Here is a 20270-nt window from a genome sequence, read left to right on the forward strand (position 1 = left end):
GCCAGGCGCCCTACCGCTTTCTCCTCGGCTTCTCCAGCAAGGCGACCGCTTCGACATGTGGCGACCACAGGAACTGATCGATTGGCGTCACGCTGTTCAGGGTATAGCCGCCGTCGATGAGAATGCGCAGGTCGCGGGCCAGCGTCACCGGGTTGCAAGACACCGCGGCAATGTACGGAACGTCCGAGCGGGCGATCTGCTTCGACTGGTCTTCGGCGCCGGCGCGCGGCGGATCGAAGACAAGGCCGTCGAAGGCGTTCAACTCCTTAAAGGTCAGTGGCCTGCGAAACAGGTCGCGTCGTTCGCCCGTCACCCGCTTGAGGCCGGTCGCGAAACGTGATCCCCGGTCGAGCGCCGAAAGCGCGGCCGCATCGCCTTCGACCGCATGGACTTCCGATCTCGCCGCTAACCGCAAGGCAAAGCTGCCGCAACCGGCAAAGAGATCGGCGACCTTTTTTGCACGCTTTAGATGTCCGCCGACAATCTCGGCCATGGTCCGTTCCGCGGCCTCCGTCGCCTGCAGAAAGGCGCCGGGCGGCACGGCGACCGCAACACTGCCGAACATGACCACGGGCTTCCTTGGCTCGATGACGATCTCGTCATCGATGGACAGCCTGGCAAAGCCTTGCGCAATGACGAAGTTGGAGGCGATATGGCGTTGGTGTTCGCCGAGCTTGCCTGACTCGTGCACCGCGATGTCTAGGCCGGAACCCGTAACGGTGACCGCCATCCGGAACGATTTGGTGGTGGCGCATATCAATTCGGCCAGCGCCCTCAGCTGGCCGAGTGCCGCGACGATCTCGGGCAGTGAGATCGGGCATTCGGATATGGAGATGATCTCGGGCGACAGATGACGATTGAAGCCGAGCAGCATGCCTGTGTCCGTGCGCCGGGCGGCAAGCACGACGCGGCGGCGCGACTGCGGCGCGCAGGTGACCAGTTCGCCGGTCTCGCACTCGATGCCCTTGCCCTTCAATGCATGCACCACCTTTTCGCGTTTCCATCGGCGATAGGCTCCGATCTCGAAATGCTGGAGGGCACAGCCGCCGCATTCGGTGAAATGGCGGCAGGCGGGTTCGACGCGCAGCGGAGAGGCTTCCAGCACTGCCATCAGCGTGGCGCGATCCCGCTCGCGCGCGGCGGTGACGATCTCGCCCGGCAGCGTGAACGGAATGAACAGATCGCCGCTCTCGGTTTCGGCGATGCCGTCGCCCTGCGATCCGAGCTTTCGTATTGTGAAGCGTACGCTCATCGATCCTTGATCCCACCGAGCAGGAATTCGCGATTGCCGTCGCCACCTTCGATCGGCGACAGATGCAGGCCAAGCGAGCGCCAGCCGGGAACGGCATCCAGCCAATCCTGCAGCAAGCCCGCGACACGGGCGGCATCGAAGGGATCCTTCAACAAACCGCCCTTGCCGATCGCCTCGCGACCGGCCTCGAATTGCGGCTTGACCAGAAAGATCGCACCGGCGCCGGGCTTGGCAATCGCGAGTGCCGGCGGAAGCGCCAGTTTCAATGAGATGAAACTGACGTCGGAAACGATGAAATCCGGATTGCGGCCGGCAAGATCGGCAGCGGTGAGATCGCGCGCGTTCAGGCCCTCGATCACTGTCACGCGCGGATCACCACCGACATCAGGATGCATCTGGCCATGCCCGACATCGATTGCCGTGACATGGGACGCGCCGCGTTCGAGCAGCACCTGGGTGAAACCGCCGGTCGAGGCGCCGATGTCGAGGGCCTCGCGACCGGCCGGGTCGAGGCTGAAATGGTCGAGTCCGGCGATCAGCTTGAGCGCGCCGCGCGAGACATAGGCTTGCGCCGGATCGTCGATGGCAACAACGCATTGCGGCGAAACGTTCTGGCCGGCCTTGCGGGCCATGGCGCCGTCGACCAGCACCGTGCCGCGCTCCACCGCGTCGCGAGCGCGCGAGCGGCTGGCAAACAGCCCGCGCTGGACGAGCAGGTCGTCGAGCCGCTGGCGTGTGCTGGCTGGCAGAGGCGAGTTCATCGGCCTTCTCTGACGAAAGCCCGCAGTGAAGGCAAGGACATTAGATGGACCGAAGTGCTCCTACGGGAGCGGCTGGTGCATCGAACCAGGCCGCGGCTTGCGCCCATCATGCCGGGTCCGGCAGAATATTGGTCACAAAGAGTCCACTGTTTGTCGCAACTCGAAGGAGAACGAATGCTGACGGGAACCTGCCACTGTGGCGCCGCCCACTGGACGCTGGAGGGCGACCCCGGCCCGGTGACGGCCTGCAACTGCACGCTTTGCCGCCGCTATGGCACGCTCTGGGCCTATGATTATGTCGACGAACGCATTCGCGTTTCGGGGCCGACGGCTAGCTATACGCGCGCCGGAAAGGAAGACCCCTCGCTCGAGATCCTGTTCTGCCCGCGTTGCGCATGCGTGCTCGGCTGGCGCGGACTGCGCGCCAGCGCCTCGGGTCGAAGACGCATGGCCGTCAATGTCCGGCTGGCGCCCCCCGAGGCCGTCGCCGATCTGCCGATCGACCATTTCGATGGCCTCGACACGTACGATGACCTGCCGCGCGACGGCCGCTGCGTACGCGACATGTGGTTTTAGAAGATGGTTCGGGGTGCCTGGCGCTCGATGGCTGGAGACAATCCGTCGTCTCGACCCCCTGAAGCCTGCTCACGCGCATGCTCTGTCGCAACAGGCGAAGGATCCGGCGACACCACAAGCTGCGGAATTTGCTTGTAGGAAAAGCCACCGCGGATATCGCCCATCTTGCTGGCGACAATGCCTACCGCCGCCTTTTCGAGATTGCGGTCGTAGGGCGTTTCGGCAGCAGCCGGTACGACCATCACCGCCAAGGCCGCGCCGCACAGAAGCATCTTCATTCTCGCTGTCTCCCTGCCTGCCTGTGATCTAGCAGGGCGGCGTTGAAAAACGGCCAAGGGACAGGGTAAGCAAAACGCCAAACGGCAGCGTTAACAACGCATTACGAAATCGAACCGGCAAACTGATTCAAGCTGTTGAGGTTTTGATTCAAGCGCGCTGGGCACGGACCGTATGACCGAGCGCGGTGAACACGGTGCGCACGATTCCGGCGACGTCGAGACCAGCATCGGCATACATCTTTTCTGGCTTGGCGTGGTCGGTGAAGGCATCGGGCAGCACCAGCGGGCGTACCTTCAGGCCGCTTTCGAGCAGTCCTTCATGGGCGAGGAATTGCAGCACATGGCTGGCGAAGCCGCCAATGGCGCCCTCCTCCACCGTTACCAGAACCTCATGGGAGCGGGCCAGCCGCCGGATCAGATCCTGGTCGAGCGGCTTGGCGAAACGGGCATCGGCGACCGTGGTGGAAAGCCCGGCCGCGCCGAGTTCCTCGGCTGCGGCAACGCAATCCTGCAGCCTTGTGCCGAAGGACAGGAGGGCAACCTTGCTGCCTTCCCGGACGATGCGGCCTTTGCCGATCTCCAGAACCGAGCCGCGCTCGGGCATTTCGACGCCGACGCCGTTGCCGCGCGGATAGCGGAAGGCGATCGGCCCGTCGTCGTAGCTGGCGGCGGTGCGAACCATGTGACGCAATTCCGCCTCGTCGGCCGCGGCCATTACGACAAAGCCCGGCAGGCTTGCCAGGAAGGTGGTATCGAACGCGCCGCAATGGGTGGCACCGTCGGCGCCGACAAAGCCAGCGCGATCGATGGGGAAACGCACCGGCAGTTTCTGGATCGCGACGTCATGGACGACCTGATCATAGGCACGCTGCAGGAAGGTCGAATAGATCGCCGCGAAGGGCTTGTAGCCTTCCGTTGCCAGGCCGGCGGCGAAGGTCACCGCATGCTGTTCGGCAATGCCGACGTCGAAAGTCCTTGACGGAAACACCTCGCCGAACAGGTCGAGGCCGGTGCCGCTCGGCATGGCGGCGGTGACGGCGACGATGCGGTCGTCCTCGCGGCCCTCCTGGATCAGGCTTTCTGCAAACACCTTGGTGTAGGCCGGTGCATTGGCCGGCGCCTTGGCCTGTGCGCCGGTGATGACGTCGAATTTGTTGACGCCATGATACTTGTCGGCGGCCGCTTCCGCCGGCGCGTAGCCCTTGCCCTTCTGGGTGACGACATGGATCAGCACCGGACCCTTGCCGTTGTCACGGACATTTTTCAGAACCGGGATGAGATGCTCCAGATTGTGACCGTCAATCGGGCCGATGTGATAGAAGCCGAGTTCCTCGAACAAGGTGCCGCCGGTGACGTAACCGCGCGCATGCTCGACCGCGCGGGTGATGGCTCGATCGGCCCGCTTGCCGAGATAGGAGGTCAGCTTCTTGCCGAAGTCGCGCAGGCCGACATAGGCCTTGCCGGAAGCCAGGCGCGCCAGATAGGCGCTCATGGCGCCGGTTGGCGGGGCGATCGACATATCATTGTCGTTGAGGATGACGATGAGGCGCGCATCGAGCGCGCCGGCATTGTTCATCGCCTCATAAGCCATGCCAGCCGACATGGCGCCGTCGCCGATGACGGAAATGACATTGTTGCGGCCGCCTGAGAGGTCGCGGGCGGCGGCCATGCCGAGGCCGGCCGATATCGATGTCGAGGAATGGGCGGCGCCGAACGGGTCATATTCGCTCTCGGCTCGGCGGGTGAAGCCCGACAAACCGCCTTCCTGGCGCAAGGTGCGGATGCGGTCGCGACGGCCGGTCAGGATCTTGTGCGGATAGGCCTGGTGGCCGACATCCCAGATCAGCCGGTCATCGGGTGTGTTGAAGACATAATGCAGTGCCACCGTCAGTTCGACCACGCCAAGGCCGGCACCGAGATGGCCGCCGGTGCGGGAAACGGCATCGACCAGTTCGGCGCGAAGCTCAAATGCCAGTTGTGGCAAGTCGCTCTCGGCCAGCCTGCGCAGATCGGCCGGGACGCGAACCCTATCGAGAAGCGGCGTATGCGGCGTTGCGTTCACGTTGGGCCCAGACTTTCTGTTCATCTGCGGGATAGGCCGCCGGCAGGCGAAAGTAAATGCGTGTCGCTGACGCGGACGCTCAACCCTTCGATCCGCTCAACCTTCCGGCAGCGGGATGAATTCTTTCTCATCACCAGGAACGATATCGAAGCGGCCGGTCTTCCATTCCTGCTTGGCCTGCTCGATGCGCTCCTTGGACGAGGAAACGAAATTCCACCAGATGTAGCGCTTTGAGCCAAGCGAGGCGCCGCCGAACAGCATGAAATGCGCCCCGGTCGATGACGATATGACGATCTCGTCGCCGGGCCGGAACACCAGCAGCCGTTCCGCCGGAAAGACATCACCCGAAATCGAGACCTCGCCCTCCAGCGTGTAGATGGCGCGCTCCTCGGCATCGGCCGAGATTTTGACGCTGGCGCCGGGCGCCACCAGCAAATCTGCATAGAGTGTTTCGGTATCGGCCCGCACCGGAGACCGCAAGCCCTGGAACTCACCGATGACGACGCGGCCGCTGACGCCTTCGGCGTCGATTTCGGGAAGCCGCAGCGCCGCGGTGTTCTCGAACACCGGTGCCACCTCTTCCTTGCCGTCCGGCAGAGCCAACCAGGTCTGCAGGCCGGAGATCGACATCGGCGCGCCGCGCAATTCCTGCGGCGTGCGCTCGGAGTGGACGATGCCGCGACCAGCCGTCATCAGGTTCACGTCGCCGGGCTCGATGACCATCTCGGTGCCCAGCGAATCGCGATGCCTGATCTTGCCGTCGAACAGATAGGTCACGGTCGACAGGCCGATATGCGGGTGCGGACGGACATCGAGCGCCTGGCCGGCGCGCATGATCGCGGGACCCATTCGATCGAAGAAGATGAACGGCCCGACCAGGCGCCGTTTGGCGGTCGGCAAGGCGCGACGCACCTCGAAAGCGCCAATGTCCTTGGCGTTGGGGATGACCATCAGCTCGATCTGGTCGCTGGCGAAGGCATCGCCGGCCTCAGGGTCTTTGCCGGGGAAGAAGCTCATGAACTCTCCTCGTCAGCGGTCAGCGGGCGCGTGGGCATATCAGGCGAACCGGATCGCCGCTTTTGCTTTTAATTTGGCCGCCACCTCTTCGCGATTGCGCGGATGCTGGTGGGTTTCGAGGGAATCGAGCAATTCGCGTGCGGATGCGGCGATGGCTTCGACCGCATGATCGAACGCATGCTGGTTCTTGGCAGAAGGCCGCGTCGTGCCGCTCAGCTTCCCGACAAACTGCAGTGCCGCGTCACGGACTTCGTCGTTAGTTGCCGGCGGATCAAAATTGAACAGGGTCTTGATGTTTCTGCACATCGCTTCCGTATCTCCTCTTGTCCGTTTCAATCGGGACGAACTGTATCCTCAATGATGATCGTGTCCAAAAATCGGTAAGGCTGCTCCGGACTCAGTCCGCGTCGAGCGGCTCGGTTCCAACCGGCTTGCCGTCGCGCGACAGCCTGATCTTCTCGACCTTGTCCTCGGCGGCCTTCAGCAGCCGGTCGCAATGGACCTTCAGCGCCTCGCCCCGCTCGTAAATCCGGATAGACTGGTCGAGCGGCACGTCGCCCCGCTCCAGATCATCGACGATCTTCTCCAGTGCGTCGAGCGCCTGTTCAAAGCTCATCGCCTTGACGTCTTCGTTGATCTCACCGGTCATCATTCATCCTTTCATCAGTCGCCCGACATGGGCGGCGACCGAAAATGCCAATCCCTGCAGATCGTAGCCGCCCTCGAGCAGGCTGACGAGCCGGTTGCCGCCGTGGATTGCGGCGCGCTGCATCAGCTGGCCGGTCGCCCAGTCGAAATCGTCCTCGGTCAGATTGATTTCCGCCAGCGGGTCGCGATGGTGCGCATCGAAGCCGGCCGAAATGACAATCAGATCCGGCGCGAAATTGTCGAGTGCCGGCAGCACGCGCGACAGGAACGCATCACGAAACACCTCGCTGCCGGTCCGAGGCGCCAGCGGCGCATTGACGATGTTGCCGGCGCCGGTCTCGCTCTTCGCGCCCGTGCCGGGATAAAGGGGCATCTGGTGCGTCGAGCAATAAAGCACCGAGGGATCGTCCCAAAAAATATCCTGCGTGCCATTGCCGTGATGCACGTCCCAGTCGACGACGGCGACGCGCTCGGCGCCGTGCTTCTTCTGCGCGTAGCGGGCCGCGATTGCCGCCGTGTTGAAGAAGCAGAAGCCCATGGCAGTGGTCTTTTCGGCATGGTGGCCGGGCGGACGGGCGGCGACGAAGACATTGTCGGCGCGGCCCGCAAAGACGTCGTCGACGGCGGCATTGGCGGCACCGATCGCCGTAATCACCGCCTGCCAGCTTTTCGGGCTGGCGGTGGTGTCTGCGTCGATGCGGGCAATGCCTTCGTCGGGGATGGCGGCGCGGACACGCGCGACGAAATCGGCGGGATGCGCGTAGAGGATGGTCGCTTCGTCGCCTTGCGGTGCCTCGACGCGGTCAAGCGCGGCAAAAGCTTCGTCGTCGAGCACGCGCTCGATGGCGCGCAGGCGGTCGGGCCGCTCGGGGTGACCGGGCGGGGTGATGTGTTCGAGAAAGATCGGGTGCGTGTAGAGACGAGTTGCCATGCCCCCTATCTAGTGCCCCGGCGCCGTGATGGCCATGCGTTGCGGCTTGATCGCTGGGGAAAATCGAACCTGCGTCCATTCATGTCGCTGCGGGCATTGGCGTCGTCGGCCCTTCGGAGTAAGACTGCCGCTACTGCCTGGTGCCTGCTGGTCTGTTTGTTTTAGCCGCATTCCGCGACGCCAAGTGTTTCCACTTGGCTACAAATGCTCTGGCGGGAGAATCGGGAACACGGTTGAACTCCGTGGCGTGCCCAACGCTGTGAGGGGGACCGCGCCGGTAGATGCCACTGTCGATGACGGGAAGGCACCGGACGCGGGTTGATCCCGAGCCAGAAGACCGGCCTGGCAGGCATCGTCATCCGCATGGTCAGGCGGATGGCATCGATTGCAATCGCAAGGGGACACGCGATGCGGGAAGCCATGACCGCTCAAATGGGCGATGGATTTGACCAGAGTGCGCGCGACGCGGTTTACCGTGCCATGTTTACGCGGCGCGACGTCCGCAGCCATTTTACATCGGAGGCGATCGACGACGAGGTGCTGGCGCGGCTGCTGCTTGCCGCCCACCACGCGCCATCGGTCGGCTTCATGCAACCCTGGAACTTCATCGTCATCCGCGATGCCGCGCGGCGGGCGGAGGTGCGCGACCTGTTCCTGGCCGCGCGAGAACGGGAACTGCCTGAAATAGAGGCAGAACGGCAGGCGCTCTACCGCAAGCTCAAGCTCGAAGGCATTTGCGAAAGCGCGCTAAACATCTGCATCACCTGCGACCGCGAGCGCTCGAAAGGCTCGCCATTGGGGCGGTGGCACAATCCGGAGATGGATCTCTACAGCACGGTCTGCGCGGTGCAGAATTTCTGGCTGGCCGCGCGTGCCGAGGGCGTTGGGGTCGGCTGGGTCAGCATCATCGAGGCGCAAGCGCTGAAAAGCCTGCTGGCGATTCCCGATCACGTGACGCCGATCGCCTATCTCTGCGTCGGCCGCGTTTCCGAGTTCGCACCGAAGCCGGACCTCGAAACGCATGGCTGGGGCCGGCGGCTGCCGCTGCCCGAGCTGATCATGAGCGAGACTTTTCGCGGGCAAGGCGAAGCGCCGCTCAAATCAGCAGTGGCGCGCCTCGGCACCGTCGCCGGTGCGCCCGCGAGCCCGGCCGATCAGCTCGTCGCGCCGGCCGTGCCCCAGCGCGAACCGCCGAAAGTGGAGAGCGCCTTGTCCTTGAGTTCCCTGAACTTCGACGAAGCTTCGGCCAGCCTGGCGTCCCAGGCGGCATCGGGCACCTGACCCTCGATGGTCTTAAAATAGACCTGCATCAGGCAGGCAATGGCGAAGGGCTCGATGAAGGCCGCCTTGAAAGCCCAGGCAAAGACGATTGCCAGCACGAAAGCCCAGCCGGCGAGCTGCCCGGGCATGACGTAAAGAATAGCGGCTGCCGGAGCGAGCATCAGCAGGAAAATCACGAACGACACGGCCCACATGATGACCGCCAGCCAGACGGCGTTCTTGACCATGGTCTTACCGTTCTGGGCGTAGAGCACGACGCCTTGGCGCGCGGTTTCGAACGGCGAGGACGAATTGATGCGGATGTTGTAGCCAAGAATGATCTCGTCGACATAGGTCAGCGACAGGCGAATCACAGTGTTGAGGAACGAAACCAGTCCGCTCAGCCCAGGAATAGGCAGGAAGGCCGCGATGCCGCCGAGCAGGCCGGTGATGGCGCGGATGGCGCCCTTGACCAATTGGTCGACAACAAAAAGGATGTTGGCCTCGGCAAAACGCTCGGTCACGATCTCTTTTGCGTAGGCGATCTGGTTCTGGCCGTCGGGAACATCATGGCCGTCGATCAGATGCACCATGACGGCTATATGGCCCGCTTTGACGACGTAGAGGATGTATTCGCGGATCCAGTAGACGGCGATCGAGACGATGCCGAAACCGACCACGCCGCCCCACATCGCAAAAGACAATGGTCCGTCGGGATCGGTGGAAATATGGCCGACGCCATAGCCGACGGATGCGCCGGTGCCGGTTGCCATGATGTAGGCCAGCGTGATGCCGAAATAGACGATCATGCGAAAGACAATGAAAGGCCAGGTCCGCATCATGATGGACACCGACCTGCCGATACCGAAATCCCACATGCCCGAATCTCCCCTCAGAGATGGCTGCCGAGGATGCGCTCAAACCGGCTATTGTCAATTGCAGGTGGTGGCGGGACTGCCATGGAGGTTCATCTTGAAAGCGCTTCCGGTTTTTTCAGCAGGCCTTCGAGCAATTGCTTGAACGCGGCCACCACCATTTTCGAGGTCGCTTCGGGATCTGGCGAATTGGCGATCCGCTGCGCAGCCTGGCTGCTCGCCCCATTGATCAGCCGCGCTGCCGACTCCGGATCGACGCCGGGGACGACCACCCCCTCCCCTTGCAGCGCGGTCAGATGATCGGTCATTGAACCGACGCAGGCATTGGCATTCGACCACTGTGCCGGATCGCCCAGCACAGCCGGACCATCCCGGAACATGATGCGCTGGATTTCCGGCTCCAGCGCCATTTCGATATAGGTAGTGCATTCGTCGACGAAATGCTGCCAGCGGGTCGGCGCCCGCGACGCGACCTCATTCACCCGGGCCGCCATTTCCGCGTCGATTTCGGCGATAACCGCCTCAAGCAGCCCCTTCTTGTCGCCGAAGTGATGATAGAGGGCGCCGCGCGTCAGCCCGGCCGACGCGGTGAAATCATCCATCGACGCTTCGGCATAGCCGATGGTGCCGAAAGCCTGGCGCGCCGCGGCAATCAGCTTGGCGCGTGTCTCGGCAATCATCTCCTTGCGCGGTCGATGCATGCTTCTGGCCTTATCTACATACGCGTCGTATGCCAATTGACATACGCGGCGTATGCTCTATTTAACACTTATACGTCTCGTATGTAATTGTGGAATCGCCCCTTGTCGAGGAACAGAACCATGCAAAACCCCTATTCGGAAATCTTTCGCGCTCCCGGAGCCAGGGGCTTTGCCGCCGCCGGCTTCATGGCGCGCCTGCCGATCGCCATGGCGCCAATCGGCATCGTGGCGATGCTGTCGCAGACGCGTGGCGAATACTGGCTGGCGGGCGCGGTTTCGGCGACTTTCGCCTTGGCCAATGCCTTCCTGGCGCCGCAAATATCGAGGTTGGTCGACCGCCTCGGCCAGACACGGGTTGTCGTACCCACCACCATTATCTCCGTGCTCGCTTTCGCGGCCCTGATCGCATCGGCCAATCAGGACTGGCCGGTATGGACGCTGTTCGCGTCGGCGCTACTGGCCGCGGCAATGCCAAGCATGCCGGCCATGGTGCGGGCGCGCTGGACCGAGATTTTCCGGGGCCGGTCCGAGATGAACACCGCCTTCGCCTTCGAGTCGGCGGCGGACGAACTGGTCTATATCGCCGGCGCATCGCTGTCTGTGGGCCTCAGCGCCGCGCTGTTCCCGGAAGCGGGCGTGCTCGTCAGCACGCTGTTCCTCGCCTTGGGCTCGACAGCTTTCATCCTGCAGCGTTCGACCGAGCCGCAAGTGCGGCCGGTGGACCATGGCTCCAGCGGCTCGGCAATCCGTCTGGGGCCGGTTCAAATCATCACCTTCGCCATGATCTTCATCGGCGCGACCTTCGCGACGACGGAGGTGAGCACGGTGGCGATCACCAAGGAACTCGGCCAGCCGGGCACTGCCAGTCTCGTCATCGGCGTCTATGCGCTGGGCTCCTTCGTGCTCGGCATCATCATCGGCGCGCTCAACCTGAAAGCACCGCTGCAGCGCCAGCTCGCCATGGCGGTTGCCTTGGTAGGGCTCGGCACACTGCTGCCGCTTACCGCCAGCACCGTGCCAGCGCTCGCGCTGACTGTGTTCATCAGCGGCGTGGCGATCTCGCCGACCTTCATCACCGCCTTCGGCCTGATCGAACGGCATATTCCTGAAACGATGCTGACCGAAGGCATCACCTGGGTGACGACAGGCATCGGCATCGGCATGGCGCTGGGTTCGTTCGCCGCCGGCGCGGTGGTGGATGCATTCGGCGCCCAGAACGGGTTCTGGGTTTCGGTGACGTCAGGTGCTATCGCACTGATCACTGTGCTGCTCGGCCAGCGCAGCCTCGCCACCCACGAATGCGAGTTGGAAGGATGCGAGGCGGCAATCCCGGCCGAATGACAGGGCAGGGTTTGTCGAGCTCAGATGATCTCGGTCTTGGCGATGTGAATGCCAAAACCCTCGAGGCCGACATAGTGGCGTTCGCGTGAGGCAATCAGATTGATCGAGGAAATGCCGAGGTCCTTCAGGATCTGGGCCCCGAGACCGATCTCGCGCCATTCGCTCTCGCGCCGGCGCGCCTCTTCATGGTCCTCGCGGTCGCCTGGCGCCGGCCGGTTGCGCTCCTGATGGGCGACGCCGACCGAGCCTTCCCTGAGATAAACGATGACGCCGCGCTTGCGTTCACCCATCGCCTTCATGATGCCGTCGAGCCGGTGGCTGGTGCCGAACACGTCGGTCACCACATCCTCCGAATGCAGCCGCACCGGCACCTCCTCGCCGTCGCGGATGTCGCCGAAGACGATGGCGACGTGATGCATCGTGTCCCAGGGCAGCGNAAGGCCGCGACCTGCGGGCCGCGCTTGACGGTGCCATCATCGTTGACCAGTTCCGAGATCACGCCGATCGGCGGCAGGCCGGCGAGCTTGCACAAATCGACCGCCGCCTCGGTATGACCCGAGCGCATCAAGACGCCGCCCTCGCGCGCGATGAGCGGGAAGATGTGGCCAGGGCGGACAAAATCGGAGGCGCCGACATTGCCGTTGGCGAGGTTGCGCACGGTCAGCGTGCGGTCGTCGGCCGAAATGCCTGTCGTCGTGCCATGCTTGAAGTCGACGCTGACTGTAAAGGCGGTGGTATGGGCCGAATCATTGTCGGCCACCATCGGCGCGAGGTTCAGCCGCTTGGCCTCCTCGCGCGGCATCGGCGTGCAGACGATGCCCGACGTGTTGCGGACGATGAAGGCCATCTTCTCCGGCGTGCAATGGACGGCCGCGACGATCAGGTCGCCCTCGTTCTCGCGCCCGTCATCGTCCATGACGACGACGATCTCGCCACGTTCGAAGGCCCGAATGGCTTCCACGATCTTCTTCTGGTCGTAAGGCATAAAGCGCTCGTTTCACTCGATGGAACAGGGAGTAAGGGAGTAAGGCAGTAGGGGAATAGCGAAAAGAAAAAAAACGACGCGTCGGCGGACCGGGCAGCTTACTCCTTACTCACCTACCTGTCTGTCCTCGATGCCGCAGATAGTGGTCGGCAATGGCACAGGCGACCATGGCCTCGCCGATCGGCACGGCTCGGATGCCGACGCAGGGGTCATGGCGACCCTTCGTCATCACTTCGACATCCCTGCCGTCCTTGTCGATCGATTTGCGCGGCGTCAGGATCGACGAAGTCGGCTTCACGGCAAAACGGGCGACGATCGCCTGGCCGGTCGAGATGCCGCCCAGGATGCCGCCGGCCTTGTTGGACAGGAACACCGGCTTGCCATCATTGCCCATGCGCATCTCGTCTGCATTCTGTTCGCCGGTGATGCGGGCGGCCTCGAAACCATTGCCGATCTCGACACCCTTGACGGCGTTGATCGACATCAGGCCGGAGGCGATGTCCTGGTCGAGCTTGGCGTAGATTGGCGCGCCGAGGCCGGCAGGCACACCGTCGGCGACGATCTCGATGACCGCGCCGACCGAGGAACCGGCCTTGCGGATGCCGTCGAGATACTGCGTAAAAACAGGAACCGAAGCCGGGTCAGGCGTGAAGAACGGGTTCTCGGCATCGCCGATGAAATTCCAGTTCCAGTTCGCGCGGTCGATGGACTTTTCGCCCATCGACACGAGCGCGCCGCGCACCACCATGCCCGGCACCACTTTGCGGGCGAGCGCGCCGGCAGCGACCCTGGCAGCGGTCTCGCGCGCCGAGGAGCGGCCGCCGCCGCGATAGTCGCGTATGCCGTATTTGACGTCGTAGGTGTAGTCGGCATGGCCCGGCCGGAACTGGCGGGCGATCTCTCCATAGTCCTTCGAGCGTTGATCGACATTCTCGATCAGCATCGACACGGGCGTGCCGGTGGTGATCATCGTCGCGCCGTCCTCGTCGAGAACGAAGCCTGAGAGGATCTTCACTTCGTCCGGCTCGCGACGCTGGGTGACGAAGCGCGACTGGCCCGGGCGGCGCTTGTCGAGTTCGGCCTGGATTTCATCGCGCGTGAAACGGATGCCCGGCGGACAACCATCGACCACGCAGCCGAGCGCCGCGCCATGGCTCTCGCCCCAGGTGGTGACGCGAAAAAGATGGCCGAACGTGTTGTGAGACATGGAAAGTGCCCTGCCCGGCATCGAAACCGGCTGAAGCCAGCCTTCTATTGGCGTTTTCCACGGTGGTCAAACTGTGATCCGACGGATTTAGTTTTGACACATTCGGTTGGTTTCTGCTCTCCTCCATTCGCCGTTGAGCGATCCGCCGCCACCCAGGCCGGCGCAATGACCAAAGAGGACGATGATGCGTACCCTGATTGGCGCTGTTGCCGCCACGCTGCTGCTCTCCACCGCCGCCTTTGCCGGGCAGACCGAAGGCCTGATCAAGAAGGTCGACAAGGACGCGCTGACGCTGACGCTGGACGACGGCAAATCCTACAAGCTGAACGCCGAAACCGATCTCGATGCGCTGAAGCCGGGGATGGACATCGTCATTGCTTATGATGTGACCGATGGCGAAAACGTCGTCACCGACATGCAGTTGCCGGGTGACAGCGACACGAACTAGGAGTTGGCGTCACCGGGCGTCCTAAAGCCACTCCAGGCTCCTGCCCTCAAGCTTTAGCACGCGATCCTGCGGTATCTCCAGGTTCGCGGCCTCGTCCTCGGCCATATCAAGCACGAAGCGAAACAGCGTGCGCATGACACCCCCGTGCGTCACGCAAATCGTCTGCCCCCGAAGCTCATCGAACCATGGCTTCACCCGTTCGAGCAGCATCTGGTAACTCTCCGCGCCTTCACCTGGCGGCTGAAAATTCCACTTGTCCAATGCGCGGGATCGGCTCGCTCCGGGCGACTGCCTCTCAAGCTCGGCGAAGGTAAAACTCTGCCAATCGCCGAAATTGACTTCAATCAGTCTGATATCGGTTCGATAGGCGAGCGGATCGAGCCTCATGGCGGCGCGGATGCGTTCCATTGTTTCGCGCGTGCGTCTCATCGGACTGGCGACGAAGTCGAATTCCTGGGGAGCACCGACGAGTGCGGCCAGCCGACGCCCATTTGCGCTCGCCTGCTCGCGGCCAAGAGCATTGAGATCGGTATCGGCCTGGCCTTGAAGCCGGAACTCGGCGTTCCACGCGGTCTGGCCGTGGCGCACGATATAAACCAGCGGGTACATCAGCTCTTCCGGAGATCGGGCCAGTGCCTGGACGGAGGAAAGGCGGGGAGACCTAATCCTTGACTGTCGAAATATCCGGCGCGTCGACCGCTTTCATGCCGACGACGTGGTAGCCGGAATCGACATGGTGCACTTCGCCGGTGACGCCACGCGACAGGTCGGACAGGAAATAGACGCCGGAATCGCCGACCTCTTCCTGCGTGACCGTCTGCTTCAGTGGCGAATTGTATTCGTTCCACTTCAGGATGTAGCGGAAGTCGCCGATGCCGGAGGCGGCAAGCGTCTTGATCGGGCCGGCCGAAATGGCGTTGACACGGATCTTCTTGGCGCCAAGGTCGACGGCGAGATAACGCACGCTGGCCTCCAGTGCCGCCTTGGCGACGCCCATGACGTTATAGTGCGGCATGACCTTCTCGGCGCCGTAATAGGTCAGCGTCAGCAGCGAACCGCCCTCGGTCATCAGCGCTTCGGCGCGCTTGGCGATGGTGGTGAAGGAATAGACCGAAATGTCCATGGTGCGCAGGAAATTGTCGCGCGTCGTCTCGACATAGCGGCCGGTCAGCTCGTCCTTATCGGAAAAGGCGATGGCGTGCACGAGGAAGTCGAGCTTGCCCCAATGACTGGCGACATTGGCGAAGACCTGGTCCAGGCTCGCCGGATCGGTTACGTCGCAATGGCCGGCGACAAAGGCGCCCAGTTCCGCCGCCAGCGGCTCGACGCGCTTCTTGAAGGCTTCGCCCTGATAGGTCAGTGCTATCTCGGCGCCGTGATCGACGCAGGCTTTGGCAATGCCATAAGCGATCGACCTGTTGTTGGCGACGCCAAGAATCAGGCCGCGCTTGCCGGCCATCAGGCCCTGTCCACCCGCCATATGCGTGTTCTCCGCAAGATATCTGCTTTGTGGAGTGCCTATCGCACAGGCACACAGGCCCTTCAAGCGTTCAAACCGGACAGTTCGGGGGACAAAAGCTCTCGATCAGCCTTTTTGGCCGCGCAACAGCGATTCCAGCGCGCTATCGCCGCCTTCCGGCAGCATGATGCGCACATGGGCATAGAGATCGCCATGGCCGCCGGCTTTCTCCGGCAAGCCCCTGCCCTTGAGCCGCAGGACCTTGTCCGAGCTCGACCAGGCGGGAACGTTGACCGCGAGCCTGCCGGTCGGCGTCTCGACCGGCACCTTGGCGCCCAGCACCGCATCGACCAGCGAAACCGGCAGGTCGGCGTGCAGGTCACGGCCTTCGATACGGTAACGAGGATGGCGGCGGATATGGATCTTGACCAGTGCGTCGCCGGGTTGGCCCGGTCCCTGCTCGCCCTGGCCTTTCAGCCGGATGGTCTGGCCATCCTCGACATAGGCCGGCAGCTTGACCGCAACCTTGCGGCCATCCGGGAACATCGCCGTCACCTTCTCGGCATTGGCCGCTTCCTCGATGGTGACGTCGAGCGTGACGTTCAGGTCGGCTGCCGTCGCCGCCTGGCGGCGGTCGCCCGCGCCTGGCCCGCGCGCGCCTGAAAAGGCATCGCCGAAGATCTGGCTGAAGATATCGCTGTTGCCGTCGAACGGATCGCCGCCCGGACGGCCCGAGCGGAACTCGAATCGCGAGCCTCCTGCGCCCTGTTGCTGGCGGCGGAACCCGGCAAAGGGGTCGCCACCGCCCGCGGCACCTTCAAAACCCTGGAAACGCGGCTTGCCGTCGGCGTCGATCTCGCCACGATCGAAAGCCGCACGGTTCTTCTCGTCGCCGATGACCTCATAGGCCTGATTGGCCGCCGCAAAACGGTCCTTCGCCTTGGGATCATTCGGATTCTGGTCCGGATGATGCTTCTTGGCGAGTTTCCGGTACGCCGATTTTATGTCCTTGGCCGATGCGTTCTTTGCAACGCCCAGCACCTCATAGGGGTCGCGCATGCTTCCTGCCCTGGAAATGAGTTGAGTCCATACTTGCCTCCTATATGCGCTCGCATAGGAACAAATTCCAGTAGCGGACCTCCATATCGACGGCGGAAAATCAGAGTGCCTTGAAGCCCTGCATGCGCCAGCCGCCGGCACTGGCAAGACAGAGTTCACCCTGGAACATGGCAACGCCGTCAAAGCTTTCGCGCGAAGCCTTGAAGCGGCGGCAGGTCTGGCCCCCGTCCTTCAATTCCGCCAGTTCTGTGATGGAGCCGCGCGAGCCGGTGCCGGTGTTCGCCCACGGCACCGCCTGGCCGCCGAGTTGCTCGATATCGGCGGACGATACCGCATTGCCGATCGTCGTCTGGTCGGAGTCGCGATCCGAGTCAGCCGGCTTGAGCGAAGCCGATGTGCTGCTGGTCAGGATCGAGCGGTCGACTTCGGCCTTCTGCAGGCTGAAGCCACCTGCCCCGCAGGCCGCGAGCGGCAGGGCGACTGCCACGATCGCCACTTTCGTGCTGGCTGAAGCGATAACGCCCCATTGCCTGCTGTCAAAAGCTTGCGCGATACGCGACAATCGGCAACCTCCCTGGTCTCGTGACAATTTGAGAAAAACTATGAGTGACACAGAGTTAACAAGCAGTGACTTTACCGAGGCGGCCGAGCCGTTTCGCCTCTTTGCCGCATGGTTGGACGACGCTGTCAAAAGCGAAATCAACGATGCCAACGGCGTGGCATTGGCGACCGTCGATGCCGAGGGCATGCCGGACGTAAGGATGGTGCTGCTCAAGGGGTTCGATGAAAGCGGCTTTGTGTTCTACACGAATTTCGAGAGCGCCAAGGGCCAAGAGATTCTTGGCAGCATGAAGGCGGCGATGTGTTTCCATTGGAAATCGCTGCGCCGCCAGGTGCGCATTCGCGGTCCGGTGGAGCTCGTTAGCGATGCCGAAGCCGACAGTTATTACGCGACGCGGCCACGCGGCAGCCGCATCGGCGCCTGGGCATCGAAGCAATCGCGGCCGTTGGAAAGCCGCTTCGCGCTGGAAAAGGCGGTCGCCGAATACACGGCGCGTTATGCCATCGGCGACATCCCGCGACCGAAACATTGGTCGGGCTTCCGGATCGTGCCGAAGACGATCGAATTCTGGCACGACCGGCCGTTCCGGCTGCATGACCGCGTCGTCTTTTCACGAAACGCGGCAGGCGGTTGGGACAAGGCCAGGCTCTATCCCTGAAAAAACCTTCAGCCCTTTTTCCTGGTCATGAATGCCGTCAGGGCCGCACGCGCCTCGTCGGATTTCAGCCGCTCGCGAAAATGCTCGCTCTCTATCTCGATGCGGGCAACCAGATCGTCGCGTGAGCCACGCATCAGGTCGCGCGCGATCTTGAGCGCTTCCGGTGGCTTGGCCGCGATCTGGCCGGCCGCTGCAAGCACCGAAGCCTCCAGCCCACCTTCCTCGACCACCTCGTAGATCAGCCCGGCGGCCTTCGCGCGCTCGGCCGAAAAGCCCTCACCGAGACCGAGCAGGGCGAAAGCACCTTGCTGGCCCAGGATGCGGGGTGCCAAAAGGCTCGATCCTGCCTCGGGCACGAGGCCGAGATCGACGAAGGGGGTCCGAAACACGGTGCGCGGCGTGGCGAAAGTCAGGTCGCAGTGGAGGTTGATCGTGGTGCCGATGCCGACCGCGATGCCGTCGACGCCGGAGACGATGGGCTTTTCGACCCCGGCCAGGGCGATCAGGAAATCCCAGACTTCGGTGCCGCCATCGCCACCGGTGGCCACGACCATGAAATCGGCAAGGTCGTTGCCGGAGGAAAAGGCGCCCGGCACGCCGAGAAAGACATGAACGCGGACCGCCGGATCGGTGTCGCCTTCGGCAAGGGCCGCCGACATTTTCGCATACATGGCACGCGTCAGCGCGTTCTTCTTGTCCGGCCGGTTCATGCGGATGATCTGGATGGCGCCCTGGCGCTCGACGAGGATGTGGTCTGTCACGGTGTTTTCCTTGTGAAGGTCAGGCGGAAATCAGTGCCTCGGCGGCAGCAGCCAGGCTGCCGGCGCCATCGATGACGCGCCCCTTCAAAGCACTGGCTTCGCCAAGCAGGTTCTCGGCGAAGAAGCGGCAAAGGGCGATGCGGCCCTGGTCGGCAAGAGCGGCCCGCGCCAGATAGGCGCCGCCGGCGGCAAGCGAGATCAGCCTGAGATAGGGCGTAGCACCTGCCAGCGCCTCTTCCGGTCGGCCATCGGCCGACAGTTTTTGCAGAAAGCGCGTCGCTTGCGTCAGATCAGATCGGAAGAGCACACGTCTNAGCAGGAAACGCGTCGCTTGCGTCAAATCGGAGAGCGCCTGATCGAGAGCGTCGGCGGCGCGGCCAAAACCGTCGAGGGTCGACGTTCGCACAGCATTGGCGATACCAGCCAGTTCGTCGATGTAGCCATGCACATGCTCACCGCCGCCGAGCGGCAGTTTTCGGGTCACCAGATCGATCGCCTGGATGCCGTTGGTGCCCTCATAGATCGGCGCGATGCGCGCGTCGCGATAGTACGCGGCCGCACCCGTTTCCTCGATGAAGCCCATGCCGCCATGCACCTGGACGCCAAGCGAGGCGACTTCCACGCCGACATCGGTCGAAAACGCCTTGGCGAGCGGAGTCAGCAAATTAGCACGGTCGCGCCAATGCGCCGCCTGGTCGCCAGACGACGCACGCGCCATGTCGATAGCGTGGGCACAGGAATAGCTGATCGCCCGCGCGATCTGGGTCAGCGCTTTCATGGTCAGGAGATTGCGCTGCACGTCCGGGTGATGGACGATCGGCGCCATGCCGGCGCCAAAATAATCGCTCGCCTTGCCCTGGCGGCGCTCATTGGCATAGGCAATCGACTTCTGGGTCGCGGCTTCCGCGACCGCCACGCCCTGCATCCCAACGGCGAGGCGGGCATTGTTCATCATGGTGAACATGCAGGCGAGGCNTGGATGCCGAGCTTGTGCTCGAGGCCGGAACAGAAGACGTCGTTGCGCGCGCCGAGCGAGCCATCGTCCCCGACCAGGAATTTCGGCACCAGGAACAGCGAGATGCCACGCGTCCCGGCCGGCGCATCGGGAAGCCGCGCCAGCACCAGATGAATGATGTTGTCGGTGAAATCGTGCTCGCCATAGGTGATGAAGATTTTCTGGCCGAAGATGCGGTAGCTGCCGTCACCGGCCGGCTCGGCACGGGCGCGCAAGGCGGCGAGGTCCGAACCCGCCTGCGNCTTTCCCTACACGACGCTCTTCCGATCTCTTGAGCTCCTCGGAGGCGTGCTTGTCGAGCGCTTCGACCGCGCCCATGGTCAGCGTCGGGCCGATGCCGAAGGCCATGGCGGCGGAGTTCCACATTTCGAGTGCGGCGACACCGAGCATGGTCGGCAGCGCCTGGCCGCCATA

At 63.3% G+C, this 20270-nt stretch carries 20 protein-coding genes, 2 pseudogenes and 1 riboswitch; of the genes and pseudogenes, 5 read left to right on the plus strand and 17 right to left on the minus strand.

Annotated features, from left to right (window positions below; all coding sequences use genetic code 11):
• Window positions 1-10 precede the first annotated feature (10 nt).
• Window positions 11-1252, minus strand: a complete 1242-nt coding sequence (locus tag X739_RS153845; protein WP_023772925.1) for a class I SAM-dependent RNA methyltransferase — start codon at window positions 1250-1252, stop codon at window positions 11-13.
• Entirely contained in the window at window positions 1249-2013 is a 765-nt protein-coding gene (locus X739_RS153840; RefSeq protein ID WP_023772926.1) for a TlyA family RNA methyltransferase, read from the minus strand. The genes X739_RS153845 and X739_RS153840 overlap by 4 nt, the downstream gene beginning before the upstream one ends.
• Before the next feature lie 174 nt (window positions 2014-2187).
• Between X739_RS153840 and X739_RS153835 the strand changes: the two genes are divergently transcribed.
• On the plus strand, window positions 2188-2589 hold the full coding sequence (locus tag X739_RS153835) for a GFA family protein (RefSeq protein WP_023772927.1): 402 nt from the start codon (window positions 2188-2190) through the stop codon (window positions 2587-2589).
• Here the strand turns inward: X739_RS153835 and X739_RS153830 are convergent.
• The 6 genes from X739_RS153830 to X739_RS153805 all read right to left on the minus strand — a co-directional run bounded on the left by X739_RS153830 (window position 2586) and on the right by X739_RS153805 (window position 7525).
• Entirely contained in the window at window positions 2586-2867 is a 282-nt protein-coding gene (locus tag X739_RS153830) for a hypothetical protein (protein WP_023772928.1), read from the minus strand. The genes X739_RS153835 and X739_RS153830 overlap by 4 nt on opposite strands.
• A 148-nt stretch (window positions 2868-3015) precedes the next feature.
• On the minus strand, window positions 3016-4953 hold the full coding sequence (dxs, locus tag X739_RS153825) for a 1-deoxy-D-xylulose-5-phosphate synthase (RefSeq protein ID WP_198019215.1): 1938 nt from the start codon (window positions 4951-4953) through the stop codon (window positions 3016-3018).
• A 72-nt stretch (window positions 4954-5025) separates the two neighbouring features.
• Window positions 5026-5946, minus strand: coding sequence for a pirin family protein (locus X739_RS153820; RefSeq protein WP_023772930.1), 921 nt, complete (start codon window positions 5944-5946; stop codon window positions 5026-5028).
• 39 nt (window positions 5947-5985) lie between these two features.
• Entirely contained in the window at window positions 5986-6252 is a 267-nt protein-coding gene (locus X739_RS153815; RefSeq protein ID WP_023772931.1) for a DUF2277 domain-containing protein, read from the minus strand.
• Between the two features lie 91 nt (window positions 6253-6343).
• Window positions 6344-6595, minus strand: a complete 252-nt coding sequence (locus X739_RS153810) for an exodeoxyribonuclease VII small subunit (protein WP_015318808.1) — start codon at window positions 6593-6595, stop codon at window positions 6344-6346.
• 3 nt (window positions 6596-6598) lie between these two features.
• Complete coding sequence (locus tag X739_RS153805) at window positions 6599-7525, minus strand: histone deacetylase family protein (RefSeq protein WP_023772932.1); 927 nt, start codon at window positions 7523-7525, stop codon at window positions 6599-6601.
• Between the two features lie 178 nt (window positions 7526-7703).
• Window positions 7704-7886, plus strand: a riboswitch (cobalamin riboswitch).
• Between the two features lie 71 nt (window positions 7887-7957).
• Between X739_RS153805 and bluB the strand changes: the two are divergent.
• A pseudogene (bluB, locus tag X739_RS1000000170465) lies at window positions 7958-8563 on the plus strand (5,6-dimethylbenzimidazole synthase); the annotation flags it as partial.
• A gap of 116 nt (window positions 8564-8679) precedes the next feature.
• Here the strand turns inward: bluB and X739_RS153800 are convergent.
• Window positions 8680-9663: a hypothetical protein gene (locus tag X739_RS153800; protein WP_023794587.1), complete on the minus strand. Its 984-nt coding sequence runs from the start codon at window positions 9661-9663 to the stop codon at window positions 8680-8682.
• An 89-nt stretch (window positions 9664-9752) separates the two neighbouring features.
• A complete protein-coding gene (locus tag X739_RS153795) occupies window positions 9753-10361 on the minus strand; it encodes a TetR/AcrR family transcriptional regulator (protein ID WP_023794588.1) in 609 nt (202 codons plus the stop codon).
• Between the two features lie 120 nt (window positions 10362-10481).
• On the opposite strand from X739_RS153795, the gene X739_RS153790 reads away from it, so the two are divergent.
• Window positions 10482-11702, plus strand: a complete 1221-nt coding sequence (locus X739_RS153790) for an MFS transporter (RefSeq protein ID WP_023794589.1) — start codon at window positions 10482-10484, stop codon at window positions 11700-11702.
• A 20-nt stretch (window positions 11703-11722) separates the two neighbouring features.
• Here X739_RS153790 and ribB read toward each other — a convergent pair.
• Window positions 11723-12687 (minus strand): annotated as a pseudogene (gene ribB / locus X739_RS01000000166035) (3,4-dihydroxy-2-butanone-4-phosphate synthase).
• A 109-nt stretch (window positions 12688-12796) separates the two neighbouring features.
• A complete protein-coding gene (gene aroC, locus X739_RS153785) occupies window positions 12797-13894 on the minus strand; it encodes a chorismate synthase (protein ID WP_023794590.1) in 1098 nt (365 codons plus the stop codon).
• A gap of 184 nt (window positions 13895-14078) precedes the next feature.
• On the opposite strand from aroC, the gene X739_RS153780 reads away from it, so the two are divergent.
• Window positions 14079-14342 carry a DUF1344 domain-containing protein gene (locus X739_RS153780; protein ID WP_023783490.1) on the plus strand — a complete coding sequence of 88 codons (264 nt, stop codon included), beginning with the start codon at window positions 14079-14081 and terminating at the stop codon, window positions 14340-14342.
• Between the two features lie 21 nt (window positions 14343-14363).
• Here X739_RS153780 and X739_RS153775 read toward each other — a convergent pair whose 3' ends face one another.
• The 4 genes from X739_RS153775 to X739_RS153760 form a co-directional block, all read right to left on the minus strand.
• The gene (locus X739_RS153775) at window positions 14364-14951 is read right to left on the minus strand and encodes a histidine phosphatase family protein (protein WP_023772938.1); all 588 of its coding nucleotides are present in this window, start codon (window positions 14949-14951) and stop codon (window positions 14364-14366) included.
• A gap of 52 nt (window positions 14952-15003) precedes the next feature.
• Window positions 15004-15822: an enoyl-ACP reductase FabI gene (fabI, locus tag X739_RS153770; RefSeq protein ID WP_023772939.1), complete on the minus strand. Its 819-nt coding sequence runs from the start codon at window positions 15820-15822 to the stop codon at window positions 15004-15006.
• A 105-nt stretch (window positions 15823-15927) separates the two neighbouring features.
• Window positions 15928-16860 (minus strand): J domain-containing protein, encoded by a 933-nt coding sequence (locus X739_RS153765; RefSeq protein WP_023772940.1) that lies wholly within the window; start codon window positions 16858-16860, stop codon window positions 15928-15930.
• Window positions 16861-16960: 100 nt separating this feature from the next.
• Window positions 16961-17422: an RT0821/Lpp0805 family surface protein gene (locus X739_RS153760; RefSeq protein ID WP_023783489.1), complete on the minus strand. Its 462-nt coding sequence runs from the start codon at window positions 17420-17422 to the stop codon at window positions 16961-16963.
• A gap of 40 nt (window positions 17423-17462) precedes the next feature.
• Between X739_RS153760 and pdxH the strand changes: the two genes are divergently transcribed.
• Window positions 17463-18080, plus strand: a complete 618-nt coding sequence (pdxH, locus tag X739_RS153755; protein WP_023772942.1) for a pyridoxamine 5'-phosphate oxidase — start codon at window positions 17463-17465, stop codon at window positions 18078-18080.
• Between the two features lie 8 nt (window positions 18081-18088).
• Here pdxH and X739_RS153750 read toward each other — a convergent pair whose 3' ends face one another.
• Entirely contained in the window at window positions 18089-18841 is a 753-nt protein-coding gene (locus tag X739_RS153750; protein WP_023772943.1) for a crotonase/enoyl-CoA hydratase family protein, read from the minus strand.
• Between the last annotated feature and the right edge of the window lie 1429 nt (window positions 18842-20270).

Origin of the sequence: Mesorhizobium sp. LNHC209A00, from assembly GCF_000502915.1 — a bacterium.
In the GTDB taxonomy this organism is placed as follows: domain Bacteria; phylum Pseudomonadota; class Alphaproteobacteria; order Rhizobiales; family Rhizobiaceae; genus Mesorhizobium.